Raw genomic sequence first — 16268 nt, forward strand, 5'->3', positions numbered from 1 at the left:
CACATACCATGAGCGTCGGTTTCACGCCGACGCTCGCCGTCACATCCAGAAAGGTCCATCCTTGTCCGCCGCATCGTCTTCCGCCTTCACCAAGACCTATTCCGGTTTCCTGTTCGACATGGACGGTACGATCATCAATTCGATCGCCGCCGCCGAGCGCGTCTGGGGCAACTGGGCGCGTGCCCAGGGTCTTGATGTCGAGAAGTTCATGCCGACCATGCACGGCAAGCGCGGTGTCGATACGATTGGCCAGCTGAATCTGCGCGGCGTCGATCCGGTCACGGAGTCGTTGAAGATTACGGAAGCCGAGATTGCCGATGTCGAGGGTGTCGTCGCGCTGCCGGGCGCCGTCGATTTCCTCGCCTCCCTGCCGCCCGAGCGCTGGGCGATCGTGACTTCGTCGCCCTATCGTCTGGCGCTGGCACGGCTGGACGCTGCCGGGATTCCGGTGCCGCGCTTCATTGTCACTGCCGAGGACGTGAAGGTCGGTAAGCCTGATCCGCAGGGCTATATCCTCGGCGCTCAGCGCCTTGGGCTCAGCCCTTCGGAATGCCTGGTGTTCGAAGACGTCTTGGCCGGCGTCAAGGCGGGTGAGGCGGCCGGCGCCGATGTGCTCGTCATCACCGCGACGCACTCGCATCCAATCGAGACCAATCACACGATGCTGCAGAATTATGAAAATGTTCGCGCGCATGCCGATGGCGATGGAAAATTGTCGATCATCCGCAAGGGCTGATGGAGCCGGTTCCTTTCTGCGACGACCGTATGTCGCTTTCGCGCTTTGCAATGCGCTGCCGGCTCATTATGTTTTTGCGATAATATAAACTTTCGCGAAGATCCGATGACTCCCAAAGAGCTGAAAGCCCGATATCGCAACGAATGCTTGGCGGCGCGCGATGCCATTCCGGCCGATGAGCGCATCGAAAAAGGCCTTGCCATGCTTGCCCATGGCGGCGATGTCATCGATGTCGAACCGGGAACCGTCGTCTCCGGCTTCCTGCCGATCCGCTCCGAAGTGGATATAAGGCCGCTGATGGCGCGGCTGCGGGAACGGGGTGCACGGCTTTGCGTGCCCGTCATCCTCGACCGCAGCACGATCGTCTTCCGGGAGTTGGTTGCGGGCGCACCATTGGTCCCGGTCGGATTCGGGACGTTCGGTCCGGGGCCTGATGCGACGGTGTTCGATCCCGATATCATGCTCGTACCGCTTTCGGCCTTCGACAGAAGCGGCCATCGCATCGGTTACGGGGCTGGCCATTACGACCGCGCTATCGAACGGCTGCATCAAAAAGGACTGAATCCCAAGCTGATCGGCATTGCATTCGATTGCCAAGAAGTGCCATCAGTACCGGCTGAGCCGCATGATGTCCGTCTTGACGCGATTTTGACCGAGAGCGGACTCAATTTCGTTTCGGAAGTGATTGGATAGCGAATGCGGCTGCTTTTTCTGGGTGACATGGTCGGCAAGACGGGACGGACCGCGGTGTGGGAACGCCTGCCGGGCCTCGTGTCCGACCTGAAGCTCGATTTCGTCATCGTCAACGGCGAGAACGCCGCCGGCGGATTCGGCATTACCGAGGACATCTTCCTCGAGACGATCAATGCTGGCGCCGATGTCGTGACGACGGGCAACCATGTCTGGGACCAGAAGGAAGCTGTCGTTTTCTGCGAACGCCATGACCAGTTCCTGCGCCCCGCCAACTATCCGGCCGGCACGCCCGGCCGCGGCTCAGGCCTCTATTACGCCCGCAACGGTGCGCGCGTCCTTGTTGCCAACATCATGGGCCGCGTCTTCATGCATCCGGAGCTAGACGATCCCTTCAAGTCCGCCGAAGCCATTCTCGATGCCTGCCCGCTGAAGGAACAGGCCGATGCGATCGTCTTCGATTTTCATGCGGAAGCGACGAGCGAAAAGCAGTGCTTCGGCCATTTCGTCGATGGCCGCGCCAGCTTCGTCATCGGCACGCATACGCATGTGCCGACCGCCGACGCGCAGATCCTGAACGGCGGCACCGCCTATATGTCGGATGCCGGCATGTGCGGCGACTATGATTCCTCGCTCGGTATGGACAAGGAGGAGCCGCTCAACCGCTTCATCTCGAAGATGCCGAAGGGGCGTTTCGAGGCGGCTTCGGGACCTGCCACCATCTGCGGCGTCGGGGTGGAGATTTCCGATGCGACGGGCCTGGCCGAAAAGATCGCGCCGCTGCGGCTCGGGCCGCGCCTTGCGGAAACCATTCCGGACTTCTGGCGCTGATCGCTGCCCGATAATTCAGCATCGCCATGCGATGACGCGATTGTGAGCAATCGTGCCTGAATGTCGCTGGACCTGTTTCGGGTCATGCCGCATCGTCTTGCCAGTATCGGGCTCGAGGATGGCATGATGCCGCGATTTCCTGTCCTTGCCATGTTTTTCCTGTCGATGATCGTCTGCTGGAGCGCGGCTCATGCCCAGCAGATGCCGGCACGCCCGCAGCCCAGCCAATGCCAGGCGATTGCGCAATCCCTTCCCAAGGCGACGTTCGCCAGTTTTTCGCCCGCCGGTCCCACGTTTGCCAACGATACCGTCAACGGCGAAGTGAAGATCACGTTCCTCGGTCACGCGACGCTCTTCATCGAGACACCTGGCGGCGTTTCCATCGCCACGGATTATAGCGGCGCCTATCCGCCGCCCTATACGCCCGAAGTCGTGACGATGAACAAGGCGCATCCGAGTCACTATACGCTGACGCCCGATCCGGCGATCAAATATGTGCTGCACGGATGGAGCGATACGCCCGGAGGGCCGGCGAAGATCCATCTGACCGTCGGTGACACGCTGATCCGCAATGTCGTCACCGATATTCGCTCCTGGGGCGGCGGCATCGAAGCCAATGGCAATTCGATCTTCATCTTCGAGGTGGCAGGCCTCTGCATCGGCCATCTCGGGCACCTGCATTTCGAGCTCACCGATCAGCAATATGCCGAGATCGGCCGGCTCGATGTCGTCATGGTGCCTGTCGACGGCGGTCTGACCATGGGTGCTGACAGCATGAGCCGCGTGGTCAAGCGGCTGCGCTCGTCGCTCATCCTGCCCATGCATCGCTGGGGTCCGCCGGTCGATCAGTTCCTGGCCCTGTTCGGGCCCGACTTCGATGTTGCCTATGCGCCGACGCCAAGTGTCACGGTGTCGTTGAAGACCCTGCCGCGCAAGCCGCTGATCTATGTGCTCAAGGGGCTTTGATCGTCACGGCCGCCTCTGCGATCTTCCTAACGCGCAGCGCTCTCCATGCCCATTATCCGGCTTTTTGCTTGAATGAAGGCCGCTTCGCTCTTATAAGGCGGCCATTCCCAACAAAAGACGTGAACAGGGGTGCCATGGCTGGCCATTCACAGTTTAAAAACATCATGCACCGCAAGGGTCGCCAGGACTCGGTGCGTTCGAAAATGTTCTCGAAGCTGGCGCGTGAAATCACCGTCGCCGCCAAGTCGGGCCTGCCCGACCCGACGATGAACGCGAGCCTGCGTCTGGCGATCCAGAACGCCAAGGCGCAGTCGATGCCGAAGGACAATATCGATCGCGCCATCAAGAAGGCGTCCGGTGCCGATACCGAGAATTACGACGCGATCCGTTACGAGGGTTATGGTCCGGGCGGCACGGCGATCATCGTCGAAGCGCTGACCGACAACCGCAACCGCACGGCATCCAACGTCCGCTCGATCTTCACGAAGGCCGGCGGTGCGCTCGGCGAAACCGGTTCGGTGTCCTTCTCCTTCGATCACGTTGGCGAAATCACCTACAAGCCTTCCGCCGGCGATGCCGACAAGGTCATGGAAGCGGCGATCGAAGCCGGCGCCGATGACGTGGAGAGCGATGAAGAAAGCCATGTAATCATCTGTGCCTTCGAATCCCTCGGCGAGGTTGCCAAGGCGCTCGAAGCGACGCTTGGTGAAGCCGAAACGGTCAAGGCGATCTGGCGCGCTCAGAACAACGTGCCGGTCGACGAAGAAAAGGCCATATCGCTGATGAAGCTCATCGACAGCCTCGAAGACGACGACGACGTTCAGAATGTCTATTCGAACTTCGAAGTTTCGGAAGAGGTATTGGCCAAGCTCTCGGCCTGATCCTTTGCAGTTATTCAAGAAAGCCGGCTGCAGCAATGCGGCCGGCTTTTTGCGTTATGGGGCTGTCGCGCGGGTGAAATCGTCGCGGAAGGTGGCGAGATCCGGTGCGGCGACATCGGAGACAGCCCAGAAGACCAGCCCGTCCGCATGCCATTCGACGAAATTATAGCCCTCCTTCTCGGCATTAGTTTTTGCTCTCGCAACACCCGGCCAGATGAAGAGATTGATGACATGGCCATGCCGGCGGTAGATCAGCGCCGCCACCACGCGGCCATCGAGATAATCCACCCTGCCGCCGACCAAGGGGAAGCCCTGGGCCGCCAGATCGACCACGGGCGGTGAGAAATCGATCTTGCCGTTGAACCATGGTTTGACCGTGTGCTGGTCGGAGGTGAGCACGTCGGTCAGATGATCGGCGAGCATCGAACGGACATGACTTGCAAGAAGCTGATCTTCGATCATCTGGCTCTGCTGCGGCACGTTCAGCACCAGCATGAGGCTTGCGGCAAGGGCGGCGAGCGACGGCACGAAGCTCCATTCGCGCACCAAGCGCCAAGCGCGTTGCCATGGGGTTTCCGTTTGGCGCGTCGCCATTGCGGCGCGTGTCATCATAGCCTGTTCCAGCGAAAGTGCTGCTTGCACGCGGACATGGACGGCCTCCGGCGCTTGCCATTTGACGCCCTCGCGTGCGGACAGGCGTTTGACCATCACGGCATTCTCCATCTCGTCGGCACATTCCCGGCAAGTCGCCAGATGCGCCTCGAAACGGGCGGCATTGGCTGCGTCCAGTTCGCCGTCGATGAAGCCATGCAGCAGGTCGTTCCATTCGCCGTGATCATCGTGCTCCCCGCCACTCATCGCGCCGCCTCTTTTTCGTCGAGACTGCGCCAGAGCTCGCCGAAATCGCGGCGGGCGCGGGCGAGGCGCGACATGACGGTGCCGATCGGTGCATCGATGATCTCGGCGATTTCCTTGTAGGAGAGATCCTCCAGTTCGCGCAGGACCAGAACTTCGCGCATGGCATCGGGCAGCCTGTTGATGACTTCGCGCACCCGCTGCGTTTCCGTCTTGCGGATGAAGGCCGCCTCGGGCGTGTCCTCTTCGGAGGCGGGATCGGGGGAGGGTGAGCCTTCATCCAGATCCCTTTCGTCGGCCATCGGCTGTTCGTAGCGGGTCTTGCGCCGGCCCTCCTGCAGCCAGGCGTGGTAGCAATTGCGAACGATGGTGAAGGTCCAGGCCCGCGCATCGCCATCGCGAAAGCCGCCAAAGCCGCGATAGGCGCGAAGATATGCTTCCTGCACGATATCCTGCGCAGCATCGGCATCCCGGCTCAGGAAACGTGCGAAATTATAGGCGGCGTCCAGATGCGGGATGATCGTGTGCTGGAAGCGGCGCATAGTCTCGTCGGGTGAGGAGATCACGCGTTGCTGCGGCCCGGCATTTGCGGTCGGCTCCGCTACCGCCATGAGCAGGGCAATCGCATATGAAATGAGATCGTTGCCGCGTCCCCTTCTCCCCTCGGGGAGAAGGTGCCGACAGGCGGATGAGGGGGCTGCCAGGAGCACGAAAATCCCCGAATTCAGTTCGGAAAGCCCCCTCATCCGACCCTTCGGGTCACCTTCTCCCCGAGGGGAGAAGAGACGTGCGGTTTTCGGCTCTGCGACGAAGACCCGTAGGTGGGCCAGAAGTCGCGCCAGCCTGCCTGTCATGGTGATTTGCGGCCAGTGCCATGTCCACAGCTGGAGTGGGTCGCCGGGCGTCATCGAAATCGCTATTCGGGCGTCTGTCATCGTGATCCCCGCAAAACGCCGCTACCGACTGTAAGCTTCAGCTAAGGCGCTTGCAATGTTGCCTGAAAGGCTAGATCGCGCTCGCGCCGGTTTTATTCCCGACCGCACGCAAAAAATCTCGGACATGGAATGCGGATGGCCTCGATCCCACCCTTTCAATCCGCGCTCGTTAAAATAATCGAATAAACTTCAATGGCTTGCAAGAATTCTTCGCTCGGCGAGGAATAAGCATCTCCGACCGTCGATCTTCTTCCTCAGTGGATGGTCGCAATCACTCGCGACCTCCGCCTGGCCCGAAAGCCATAACCCTGAGGAGATAGTGCGATGTTTGACATGACCCGCCGCGCCGTGCTCGGCACGGCTGCAGCTGCGGCAGCCTTCGGGCTGTCGTCGAAGCTCGAATTCATCCCGCAAGCCTTTGCCGCAACACCGCTGGAGCCGACGGTCGGCTTCTACAAATACAAGGTCGGTTCGATCGAGGTTACGGCCATTTATGACGGCATCTGGCGCAAGCCGCACGATCCGGCCTTCATCAAGAACGCTTCCGTCGACGACACGAAGGAAGCGCTTTCCAAGGCTGGCCTGACGACGGAGTTCATGCCCATTCCGCTGACGGTCGTCGTCCTCGATATCGGCGGGCGCAAGATCATGATGGATGCCGGCTCGGGTGTCGGGCAATGGCAGACCAATGCCACGCATCTGCCGGCCAACATGGCGGCAGCCGGTATCGACTATAGGAAGATCGATACGATCATGATCTCGCATTTCCATCCGGACCATGTCTGGGGCCTGATGGAAAAGGGTACGAATGCGGCTGTCTTCCCGAATGCCGAGCTGATCGTCAATGCGGCCGAATATAATTGGTGGACCGATCCCGGCCGCGTCGACAAGCTGGCCGAGGGCCGCAAGGAAGCCGGCCGGCGCATCGCCTCCGTCTTCCCGACATGGAAGAACTGGAAGCTGGTCGACGATAACGCCGAAGTCGCGCCCCGCGTGCACATGCTGGCTGCATACGGCCATACGCCGGGTCATTCCGTCTTCCTCATCGATGGCGGCAGCGAGCAGCTGATGGTCTCGGCTGATATCATGTATGTGCCGGCGCTGCTTGCTCCGCATCCGGAATGGCAAGGCGCCTACGACCAGGACGGCCCGATGGCCGTCGCCACCCGCCGCAGGCTCGTCGATCGCGTCATTGCCGACAAGATCAGGATCTGCGGCTCGCATTTCCCATTCCCGGGCTCCGGCACCTTCGTCAAGGACGGCAATGCCTACGGCTTCACCCCCACCATCCAGGCCTGAAGGGTCGAAAAGAGGAGCAACTACCATGTTCAGACATGCCATTTTCGGGATCGCCAGCCTGTGCGCCGTCGCCATCCTGCCGGCCGCAACGGCAGGCATTGCCTTCGCCGTCGATAATATGGAATCGACCGACGCGCCGGATCTCACCTCGGTGCGCGCCAAGATCGATGCGAAAGACTATGCCGGCGCGCTCGCCGAGCTTCGCGACATTGCCGAGGAGCACCAGCAGGCCGACGTCTACAATCTGATGGGCTTTACCCTGCGCAAGACCGGCGATTTCAAGACGTCGCTCACCTACTACACCAAGGCCCTGGAGCTGCAGCCCGATCACAAGGGAGCGCACGAATATCTCGGCGAACTCTATGTCGAGACCGGCGATATGCCCAAGGCTCGCGAGCAGCTTGCAACACTGACCAAGCTTTGCCCGGCCGGATGCGAGGAACTTGAGGATCTGACCAAGGCGATCACCGCCAAAGCAACCAACTAACGCTGGGCTTCAACCAATCCGGGGCATTCCATTCGACCAAGTCGTGGGGATGCCGCCGGACAGGATCGGAAACCTATGGATCTTGACGGGAAGGAGATGGTCATGGAATTTGAAGAGGAGAGTGCCGTTCTCGTGAACATGACCGATATGGCACTGCTGTTCGGTCGCATACTGCTGTCGCTGCTCTTCCTGGAAGAGGGCATCGAACTTGCCAGCAATCTCGACAATGCCTTGGATGCCATGGCCAGACTTGGCGTCACGGCCCCCATCGCGGTTGCAACCATTGTGCTGCAGCTTGGCGCGGGTCTCGCCATTACGCTTGGCCTGATGACCCGGTTAGCCGCATTTGGCCTTGGCCTGTTCTGCCTGCTGACGGCGATGCTCTTTCATACGAACTTCGCCAGCCATAACGAGCTGCTGCACTTCGAAAAGGATCTAGCGATCTCAGGCGGCATGTTCGCGCTGATTGTCGCGGGCGCCGGCAAGCTGTCGCTCGACATGCTCATCCGGCGTCATTGGAAGACGAGGCTCGTGGCTTAAGTCCGTCGATCGCCCGGTGAGCCGGATATATGAAATCGGCTTACCGGGGATCTGCATTTCTCGAAAATCAGGACACTTTCTCGAAGCTCGGAAGCGTCGCGAACAGTTCCACCGATTTCAAGCGGGCCTCGATGTCGTGGATCGGCATCGAAATGATGACCTCGTCGGCCTCGGTGTCCTTGATGAACTGCGCAAGCTTCGTTTCGGCTGTCTCCGGCGAGCCGACCACGGCATATCGCAGCGTATTTTCCACGTTCAGCTTTTCCATCGGCGTCCAGAAATCGTCCATGTCGCTGCGCGGGCGCGGGAAGGGGCCGCGCACGTTGCGGCGGAGATTGACGAATTGCTGTTGGGCGGAGGTGAAGTGATATTGCGCTTCCTCGTCCGTGTCGGCCACCGCACCCATCACGCCGACCATCACATAGGGCTTGTCGAGCGTGGCCGATGGTGTGAAGCGCTCGCGGTAGATGGCGATGGCATCCATCAAGGCTTCCGGTGCGAAATGCGAGGCGAAGGCGTAGGGCAGGCCGAGCATGGCGGCGAGATGGGCACTGTAGAGGCTGGAGCCGAGGAGCCAGATCGGTACATTGGCGCCGTGGCCGGGAACGGCGAGGATGATCTGACCCTCATCGGCCGGGCTGAAGAGATGCTGAAGCTCGACGATATCCTGAGGGAAGCTCTGTGCGCCAGCCTCGATATTGCGTCGCAGGGCCTGCGCGGTGCGCATGTCGGTGCCCGGCGCGCGGCCGAGGCCGAGATCGACGCGGCCGGGAAACAGGGCTTCCAGCGTGCCGAACTGCTCGGCAATCACGAGCGGCGAATGGTTCGGCAGCATGACGCCGCCCGAACCGATGCGGATGCGCGAGGTTGCCGCGCCGACATGGCCGATGACGACCGATGTCGCGGCGCTGGCGACGCCCGGCATGCCGTGATGTTCGGCGAGCCAGAACCTGTTATAGCCCAGTTCTTCCGCCTTTTGTGCCATCCGCTTCGAACTGTCGAAGGACTGGCGGATGCTGCTGCCTTCGGCAACGGGCGAAAGATCGAGGATGGAAAAGGGAACCATGGCAAGAACCTGCGTGGTGGAAGGGAGGGTCGCTTGCACATGTAGGAGTGCTGACCGCTCATTCCAAACCCTATGCTGCAATTTCGTCACGATGTTTTCGGCACGGCGCTCAGAAGCGCAAACTGTGTCTTGTTTTTGTTTTGTTCACATTTTGCTGGCACATGTCAGGCCTGAAAGATAGGTTGACCCATGCAAAATACGATTCGCATCATCGGCATCGATCCAGGCCTGCGCCGCACTGGCTGGGGTATCATCGATACGCTCGGTAATTCCCTGCGTTTCGTGGCGTCGGGAACCGTGACGTCGGATGGCGACATGGATCTCGCATCCCGCCTTTGCCAGCTCCATGACGGGCTTGCCGATATCGTTCACAGCTACAAGCCGGATGAGGCTGCCGTCGAGCAGACCTTCGTCAACAAGGATGCGGTGGCAACCTTGAAGCTCGGCCAGGCGCGCGGCGTCGTCATGCTGGTGCCGGCGCGCGCCGGCCTGCCGGTGTCGGAATATGCGCCGAATGCCGTCAAGAAGGCCGTCATCGGCGTCGGCCACGGCGAGAAGCAGCAGATCCACATGATGCTGAAGATCCTGATGCCCAAGGTCGAGTTCAAGGGCAATGACGCGGCCGATGCGCTTGCCATCGCCATCTGCCATGCCCATAACCGCGGCGCGAGCCGCCTGCGGCAGGCGGCATTGGCTGGATAGTTTGTTCTTGACTTGTTCCTGGTGGATCGCTAGGTATTACTGAAGAGGTATTACCATGCGCGTAACCGAAAAAGGTCAGGTGACCATCCCGAAGGAAATTCGAGATAGGCTGGGCATCGCTCCAGGTTCCGAGGTTGATTTCATCGCTTCCGGCAGCGGCGCGATGCTCGTCAAGATCGGGGAGGCGTCGGATCCAGCCATTCGCGATTTCGATGATTGGCTCGAGCGTGTCAGAGGCACGATTGACCTCGGCGGGATGACAGCGGACGAATTTATGGAGTTTCTGAGAGGGCCGCGTGACGACGTCGACCCTCATTGATACCAACATTTTCATCGATATCCTCGGCCCGGCTTCAGTCCAACGGCAATGGTCTGCCAAACTCTTGAAACGATGCGTCGGCGAAGGCGATCTCGTCATCAGTCCGGTGGTGTGGTCGGAACTCGCCGCCTCGCCTTTGAGCGAAGAGGAATTGACGATCGCCTTGTCCTGGCTCGATATGAAGCGCGAGGCCATACCTTTCGAAGCGGCGTTTCGAGCTGGAAAAGCGCATCGCCTCTATCGGCTTTCCGGAGGGCAACGGGAAAGAACACTTCCGGATTTCCTGATCGGTGCCCATGCCGAATGGCGAAGGCATAGGCTGCTGACGCGCGATGCCTCGCGCTATCGCTCCTACTTTCCTTCGCTCGACCTCATCTCTCCCGAAACCCATCCCTGACGGACCTCATTCATGATCGGCAAGCTGAAAGGCACAATCGAAGAAATCGGTGAAGACTATGTGCTCGTGGACGTGCACGGCGTCTGCTACGTCGCCTATTGCTCGGCTCGCACGCTGTCGAAGCTCGGCTCCGTCGGCGAGGCCTGCGTTGTCTTCATCGAAACCTACGTCCGCGAAGACCAGATCCGGCTTTTCGGCTTCATGACGGCGCTGGAGCGCGAATGGTTCAACATCGTGCAGACGGTTCAGGGCGTTGGCGCGAAGGTGGCGCTGGCGCTGCTGTCGACGCTGACGCCTGCCGAGCTTGCCAATGCGATTGCCTTGCAGGATCGCGCCGCCGTCTCGCGGGCGCCGGGTGTTGGCCCCAAGGTTGCCATGCGCATCGTGACCGAACTCAAGAACAAGGCGCCGGCCCTTGCTGGTGATGCGATCAATATCGGGCTCAAGCAGGAGCTGGGGGAAGGGGTTGCCGCAGCACCCGTAGCCGATGCCGTTTCGGCGCTGACCAATCTCGGCTATTCCCGCGATCAGGCCGCCAATGCCGTTGCCGCTGCGATGAAGACGGCCGGAGAGGACGCCGACAGCGCCAAGCTGATCCGGCTCGGTCTCAAGGAACTGTCGCGGTGAGGCTTTGCACCTTCCGCAATCCTTACTATTGTCGCAAAGTCGAGAGATCGACGTGTGGTGCTCCTTCGCTAAAGACTATTTTTGAGTGCGGTAGAATAATGCCGTCTTCGGCGCGGGAGCCGCGAAACGCATACCGGGAATGGAACCTCTGACATGAGTGAAGCCGCACGTCTGATATCGCCGGAAAAGCGGGGCGAAGACATCGATGCGACGCTCAGGCCGCAATCGCTGGACGAATTCACGGGCCAGGCGGAAGCGCGCGCCAACCTGAAGGTCTTCATCGAAGCTGCCAAAGGGCGCGGCGAGGCGCTGGATCATGTGCTGTTCGTCGGCCCGCCCGGTCTCGGCAAGACGACGCTGGCGCAGATCATGGCTAAGGAGCTCGGGGTCAATTTTCGCTCGACTTCCGGCCCCGTCATCGCCAAGGCGGGCGATCTTGCCGCACTGCTCACCAATCTCGAGGAGCGCGACGTGCTCTTCATCGACGAGATCCATCGTCTCAATCCGGCTGTCGAGGAAATCCTCTATCCGGCCATGGAGGATTTTCAGCTCGATCTCATCATCGGCGAGGGGCCGGCGGCGCGTTCGGTCAAGATCGATCTTGCCAAGTTCACGCTGGTTGCCGCGACGACCCGTCTCGGCCTGTTGACGACGCCGCTGCGCGACCGTTTCGGCATTCCGGTGCGGTTGAGCTTCTATACGGTCGAGGAACTGGAGCTGATCGTCCGGCGTGGTGCGAGGCTGATGGGGCTTGGCATGACGGATGAAGGCGCGCGCGAGATCGCGCGTCGTGCGCGCGGTACGCCGCGCATCGCCGGCAGGCTGCTGCGGCGCGTGCGCGATTTCGCCGAAGTCGCGAAAGTCGAAGCGGTGACCCGGGAGATTGCCGACGAGGCTCTGACACGGCTTTTGGTCGACAATGTCGGGTTCGACCAGCTCGACAAGCGCTATCTCAATATGATCGCGGTCAATTTCGGCGGCGGGCCTGTCGGCATCGAAACCATAGCCGCCGGCCTTTCCGAGCCACGCGATGCGATCGAGGATATTATCGAGCCCTATATGATCCAGCAGGGCTTCATCCAACGCACGCCGCGCGGCCGCGTTTTGACCGCGATTGCCTGGAAACATCTCGGCATGCAGCCGCCCAAGGATCTGGAGGCCGCACAGTTCGGGCTGTTCCGGGAGGAAGATTGAATGCTCGGCCGTCGTGCCTTTTTGAAGCTTTTCGGCGGCAGCATATTCGGATTGATGGCACTCGGGGGATATGCCTTCGGGTATGAGCCGGTCGTCCGTCTCAATGTCACACGCTACGCCTTGGTCCCGCCGGGATGGGCGCCTGGGCTCAAACTCAGGATCGTGGCGCTTGCCGATTTTCATGCCTGCGAACCCTGGATGACGGCCGAGCGCATCGCTTCGATCTGCGACCGCGCAAACCAACTCGGCGGCGACATTATTTTGCTGCTCGGCGACTATACGTCGGGAACGGACCTTATTACCTCACGCGTCGATCATCGTATCTGGGCGGCGGAACTGGCAAAGCTGCAGGCGCCGCTCGGCGTTCATGCCATCCTCGGCAATCATGATTGGTGGCATGATACGAGTGCGCAAAGAACTGGCCACGGGCCTACATTCAGCCATCGGGCATTGGAAGCTGTCGGCATCGAAGTCTATTCCAACCGCGCAGCGCGTTTGGAGAAGAATGGACAAGGCTTCTGGCTTGCCGGCGTCGAGGATCAGCTGGCGCTGCGCCGGAGCATGCGCTGGAAGCGCCCTTTCACCAAGGGACTTGACGATCTCGGCGGTACGCTGGCGCAAGTCGGCGATGATGCGCCCGTGATCCTTCTCGCCCATGAACCCGATATCTTTCCCGCCGTTCCCCAGCGCGTTTCGCTCACTCTTTCTGGGCATACGCATGGAGGACAGGTGAGGATTTTCGGCTGGTCGCCTTATTCGCCCTCGCGCTATGGTGACCGGTATGTCTATGGCCATATTGTCGAGGAGGAACGCCATATCATCGTATCCGGCGGCCTCGGCTGCTCCATTGCGCCGGTCCGCCTCGGCGTTCCGCCTGAAATCGTTGTGATCGATGTGGGATAGAGGATCATGCCGAAACGCAAACACATCAGATTGAATGCCGGCCGCGCGCGCTTCCAGGTCCGTGTCGCGGGCCTTGGATTTCGGGACGGCCATGTCCTGGTGCATCGCGCCGTGCACGAACACTTCTGGACTTTTCCCGGCGGCCGCGCCGAGATCGGCGAGACCTCGGAAGAAACCTTGCGGCGGGAGATGATGGAGGAGATCGGCGTTAACGTTACGGTCGGGCGACTGCTGTGGTCGGTCGAGAATTTCTTCCACTACGAGCAGCTCGACTGGCATGAACTCGGCCTCTACTATCTGATGGATATTCCCGCCGAATTTCCCTTCGATCCGAAGGACATCGTGCATCGCATTCAGGATGGCGACAACGATCTGGAATTCAAATGGGTGCGGGCGACGCGCGATGCACTGGTGGCGCTCGACATCCCACCTTATTTTATCGCCGAGGAAATCGAAGCCTTGCCACTGACGTCTCGTCATCTCGTCTGGCGGGACGGCGATCTCGACAAGGCCTAGCGAGGAGGCTCCATGTCCGCTTTCGATGCCGTTCGCAGCTTTCGCAAGCTTGCCTATAACAACGCATTGGCGAATGTCCGGCTGCATCGTGCCTGCGCGGCATTGGAGCCCGGCGAATTCGAAGCCAAGCGTGTGAGTTTCTTTCCTTCAATCAAGGCGACCCTCAATCATATCCTCAAGGTGGACTGGTTCTATGTCGACGCGCTTGAAGGCGGCACTCTGGGCCTGAAGGCTTTTGACATTGAGGAGCCGTACGACCGCCTGGACGAATTGACCGGGCAGCAGGCCGATGTCGATCGGCGGCTGGTGACCTTCTGTGAGGCGTTGATGACGGAGACGGCGATGCGGGTCATCGATATCCAACGCGACGGCCGCATCCAGCGGGAGAGGGCGGATGATGTGCTGAACCATCTGTTCCAGCATCAGACGCATCATCGCGGGCAGGTTCATGCCATGCTTGCCGGAACCAGCGTCGCGCCACCGCAGCTCGACGAGTTCATCGTTTCGGACGATGCGCGGTTCAGGGGCGAGGAATTGGCAGCGCTTGGTTGGGATGAAACGAAGCTGATGCGCTGAGGTCAGCCTGTAGCGACATCGTCTTTGCCAGCGTTTCGATCGTCCGCTGCAGCAACGCCTTTCCGCCGCCTTGCCATCCAAGAGCGCGGATCCTCGACGTATTCATGACGTTGGACCCGTACGCTGCAGGCGCCGGCAACGCGTGGGGACAGCCCGTTGCGCTTTGAAGATGCCCTAGGATCTCGCGCGTGTCGGTCAGAATATCCGAGAGATTGAAGGCTTGGCCGTCAATGCGGGCAGCTTCCGTCTCCAGCAAAAGACGGACAGCGCGGCCGAGATCGCGGCCATGAACCTCGGTTCCAGCACGCGCGGGAACCGGCTTGCCGTTCAGATAGTCGTCGAACAGCTCGTCCCATTTGTTCGGTCGGAGGTCTCCATAGACGCCTGTCGCTCTCAGGCTCGTGGTCGCAAAGCCGGGCGCGGACATGGAGAAAAGTGCGTGTTCGGCGTCGCGCTTCACCTCGCCATAGAGCGTGTTTGGCATCGGCTTGATCGCCTCGGTCAGCTTCTCTCCGGCAGTGCCATCGCCATAGATGGCGCGGGAGGAGAGAAAGATGCAACGGCGAATGCCGGCCTTTCTGGCGGTTTCGAAAAGCTTGGCCGAGCCGTCGAGATTGAGCCGGCGAAAGCCGTCCGGATCCTCGCCTTCGCCGCCGCGATATTTGCCGGCAACATGGCTGAAGGCCGCATGCACGAAGAAATAGGCGTCGTCGAAAGCAACGCTCTGATTTTTCGTTGGGTCGAGGCTCAAGGGGACGAAAGAGACCGACTGCGAAACGAGGCCTGATGGAGGCGGATTGCGCCCGCCGATTGCAACCTTGTATCCGGCGGACAGCAGCTCCTCGGCGATGTATCGGCCGACGACGCCTGTTCCGCCTGCGATGAGAACTTTCATGCCGCTGCTCTTGGATTTGCGAGCGTAGCGATATCGGGCATGTTCCGGCCGGTGTGGAAGCTGTGCCACAGCTCGATTAACGGTCTGAGCTGTTCGGCCTTGGGATGGTTTTCTTCCCAGGGTTTCTCATACTGGTAGTGCAGGATCGAGATGCTGTTCCAGTCCCAGAGCGCGGGCATGCTGAACCAGACATATTGCAGCATGTTCATGAAGATGGGCAGTCCGTGCCAATCCGGGAAGAATGTCTCGAGAAAGGTCTGATCCGTGCGCCGCCAGAAGACGTCGGGACGGTCGAGGCTCTCTAGCATATGCCGGAAGGTCGCAAGCGACGGCTTGGCGACGAAGACGCCCGAATTCAGCCGATGGAAATCAGCAAGGCTTTCATAGACGTTCGGCGCGGCGGAAAATTCCGGATAGTCGAAGAGCCTATCGACATTCCTCAGCACCAGCGCATCCGCATCGATGAAGACGCAGGTGTCGTATTCGATCAGCTGCCAGAGCCTGAGCTTGCAGAAATTGTCGAGCGGTGTGTGGAAGGAGGGCTTGCGACCCCTGGTGAAGGGGGCGGCGGCATGAAGATTGCCGCGGGCATGCCGCTCGTTGAAGGCGTCCGACAAAGGCAGGTGTTCGACTTCGACCAGCCGGCAGTCGAGCGCTGATAGCGGGGCAAGATCGTCTCCATTGACCCCTCCCGTATGGAGCACGACGATATCGGCCTTCGTGCCGCTGTGAACGATCGAGCGGGCAAGCGCCAGAGCACCCATGGCGTAATCGGCATTCGTGACGAGCGTCACGAATGCCTGCCCGGCACGGGGACGGCTGTGAGGCCACAAGCCCTGCAGCATTTCGCTTC

General features: G+C 60.5%; 21 protein-coding genes. 16 read left to right on the forward strand and 5 right to left on the reverse strand.

Annotation, left to right across the window (positions count from 1 at the left end; all coding sequences use genetic code 11):
* The first annotated feature begins 61 nt into the window (after nt 1–61).
* The 5 genes from FP026_RS09630 (at nt 62) to FP026_RS09650 (ending at nt 4104) form a co-directional block, all read left to right on the forward strand.
* A complete protein-coding gene (locus tag FP026_RS09630) occupies nt 62–736 on the forward strand; it encodes an HAD family hydrolase (RefSeq protein WP_149634402.1) in 675 nt (224 codons plus the stop codon).
* 105 nt (nt 737–841) lie between these two features.
* Complete coding sequence (locus FP026_RS09635; RefSeq protein WP_149634403.1) at nt 842–1429, forward strand: 5-formyltetrahydrofolate cyclo-ligase; 588 nt, start codon at nt 842–844, stop codon at nt 1427–1429.
* Nucleotides 1430–1432: 3 nt separating this feature from the next.
* Nucleotides 1433–2257: a TIGR00282 family metallophosphoesterase gene (locus FP026_RS09640; RefSeq protein ID WP_149634404.1), complete on the forward strand. Its 825-nt coding sequence runs from the start codon at nt 1433–1435 to the stop codon at nt 2255–2257.
* A gap of 123 nt (nt 2258–2380) precedes the next feature.
* Nucleotides 2381–3223: an MBL fold metallo-hydrolase gene (locus tag FP026_RS09645; RefSeq protein WP_149634952.1), complete on the forward strand. Its 843-nt coding sequence runs from the start codon at nt 2381–2383 to the stop codon at nt 3221–3223.
* A gap of 134 nt (nt 3224–3357) precedes the next feature.
* Nucleotides 3358–4104 (forward strand): YebC/PmpR family DNA-binding transcriptional regulator, encoded by a 747-nt coding sequence (locus FP026_RS09650; RefSeq protein WP_149634405.1) that lies wholly within the window; start codon nt 3358–3360, stop codon nt 4102–4104.
* A 54-nt stretch (nt 4105–4158) separates the two neighbouring features.
* Here the strand turns inward: FP026_RS09650 and FP026_RS09655 are convergent, their stop codons facing one another.
* Both FP026_RS09655 and FP026_RS09660 read right to left on the reverse strand, forming a co-directional pair.
* Nucleotides 4159–4962 (reverse strand): anti-sigma factor family protein, encoded by an 804-nt coding sequence (locus tag FP026_RS09655; RefSeq protein WP_149634406.1) that lies wholly within the window; start codon nt 4960–4962, stop codon nt 4159–4161.
* Entirely contained in the window at nt 4959–5894 is a 936-nt protein-coding gene (locus FP026_RS09660; protein WP_246665300.1) for a sigma-70 family RNA polymerase sigma factor, read from the reverse strand. Before FP026_RS09660 ends, FP026_RS09655 begins: the two co-directional genes overlap by 4 nt.
* A gap of 324 nt (nt 5895–6218) precedes the next feature.
* On the opposite strand from FP026_RS09660, the gene FP026_RS09665 reads away from it, so the two are divergent.
* The 3 genes from FP026_RS09665 to FP026_RS09675 all read left to right on the forward strand — a co-directional run bounded on the left by FP026_RS09665 (nt 6219) and on the right by FP026_RS09675 (nt 8220).
* A complete protein-coding gene (locus tag FP026_RS09665; RefSeq protein ID WP_149634407.1) occupies nt 6219–7193 on the forward strand; it encodes an MBL fold metallo-hydrolase in 975 nt (324 codons plus the stop codon).
* 25 nt (nt 7194–7218) lie between these two features.
* A complete protein-coding gene (locus tag FP026_RS09670) occupies nt 7219–7680 on the forward strand; it encodes a tetratricopeptide repeat protein (protein ID WP_149634408.1) in 462 nt (153 codons plus the stop codon).
* Nucleotides 7681–7782: 102 nt separating this feature from the next.
* On the forward strand, nt 7783–8220 hold the full coding sequence (locus FP026_RS09675) for a DoxX family protein (RefSeq protein ID WP_149634409.1): 438 nt from the start codon (nt 7783–7785) through the stop codon (nt 8218–8220).
* Nucleotides 8221–8287: 67 nt separating this feature from the next.
* Here the strand turns inward: FP026_RS09675 and FP026_RS09680 are convergent, their stop codons facing one another.
* Nucleotides 8288–9286 carry an LLM class flavin-dependent oxidoreductase gene (locus FP026_RS09680; RefSeq protein WP_149634410.1) on the reverse strand — a complete coding sequence of 333 codons (999 nt, stop codon included), beginning with the start codon at nt 9284–9286 and terminating at the stop codon, nt 8288–8290.
* Nucleotides 9287–9475: 189 nt separating this feature from the next.
* Here FP026_RS09680 and ruvC point away from each other — a divergent pair, with 189 nt between their 5' ends.
* The 8 genes from ruvC to FP026_RS09720 all read left to right on the forward strand — a co-directional run bounded on the left by ruvC (nt 9476) and on the right by FP026_RS09720 (nt 14520).
* Entirely contained in the window at nt 9476–9988 is a 513-nt protein-coding gene (ruvC, locus tag FP026_RS09685; RefSeq protein WP_149634411.1) for a crossover junction endodeoxyribonuclease RuvC, read from the forward strand.
* A 55-nt stretch (nt 9989–10043) separates the two neighbouring features.
* On the forward strand, nt 10044–10307 hold the full coding sequence (locus FP026_RS09690; RefSeq protein WP_149634412.1) for an AbrB/MazE/SpoVT family DNA-binding domain-containing protein: 264 nt from the start codon (nt 10044–10046) through the stop codon (nt 10305–10307).
* Nucleotides 10285–10704 (forward strand): type II toxin-antitoxin system VapC family toxin, encoded by a 420-nt coding sequence (locus FP026_RS09695; protein WP_149634413.1) that lies wholly within the window; start codon nt 10285–10287, stop codon nt 10702–10704. The genes FP026_RS09690 and FP026_RS09695 overlap by 23 nt, the downstream gene beginning before the upstream one ends.
* A gap of 12 nt (nt 10705–10716) precedes the next feature.
* On the forward strand, nt 10717–11331 hold the full coding sequence (gene ruvA / locus FP026_RS09700) for a Holliday junction branch migration protein RuvA (RefSeq protein ID WP_149634414.1): 615 nt from the start codon (nt 10717–10719) through the stop codon (nt 11329–11331).
* Nucleotides 11332–11484: 153 nt separating this feature from the next.
* Nucleotides 11485–12525 carry a Holliday junction branch migration DNA helicase RuvB gene (ruvB, locus tag FP026_RS09705; protein WP_113250509.1) on the forward strand — a complete coding sequence of 347 codons (1041 nt, stop codon included), beginning with the start codon at nt 11485–11487 and terminating at the stop codon, nt 12523–12525.
* Nucleotides 12526–13428 carry a metallophosphoesterase gene (locus tag FP026_RS09710; protein ID WP_149634415.1) on the forward strand — a complete coding sequence of 301 codons (903 nt, stop codon included), beginning with the start codon at nt 12526–12528 and terminating at the stop codon, nt 13426–13428. It begins immediately after the preceding gene.
* Between the two features lie 6 nt (nt 13429–13434).
* Nucleotides 13435–13944 carry an NUDIX hydrolase gene (locus FP026_RS09715; RefSeq protein WP_149634416.1) on the forward strand — a complete coding sequence of 170 codons (510 nt, stop codon included), beginning with the start codon at nt 13435–13437 and terminating at the stop codon, nt 13942–13944.
* Nucleotides 13945–13956: 12 nt separating this feature from the next.
* Nucleotides 13957–14520, forward strand: a complete 564-nt coding sequence (locus FP026_RS09720) for a DinB family protein (RefSeq protein ID WP_149634417.1) — start codon at nt 13957–13959, stop codon at nt 14518–14520.
* Here FP026_RS09720 and FP026_RS09725 read toward each other — a convergent pair.
* Both FP026_RS09725 and FP026_RS09730 read right to left on the reverse strand, forming a co-directional pair.
* Nucleotides 14465–15415 (reverse strand): NAD-dependent epimerase/dehydratase family protein, encoded by a 951-nt coding sequence (locus tag FP026_RS09725; protein ID WP_149634418.1) that lies wholly within the window; start codon nt 15413–15415, stop codon nt 14465–14467. The genes FP026_RS09720 and FP026_RS09725 overlap by 56 nt on opposite strands.
* Nucleotides 15412–16260: a glycosyltransferase gene (locus tag FP026_RS09730; RefSeq protein ID WP_149634953.1), complete on the reverse strand. Its 849-nt coding sequence runs from the start codon at nt 16258–16260 to the stop codon at nt 15412–15414. Before FP026_RS09730 ends, FP026_RS09725 begins: the two co-directional genes overlap by 4 nt.
* Between the last annotated feature and the right edge of the window lie 8 nt (nt 16261–16268).

The organism is Martinezella tropici (assembly GCF_008370325.1).
GTDB lineage: Bacteria > Pseudomonadota > Alphaproteobacteria > Rhizobiales > Rhizobiaceae > Rhizobium > Rhizobium tropici_B.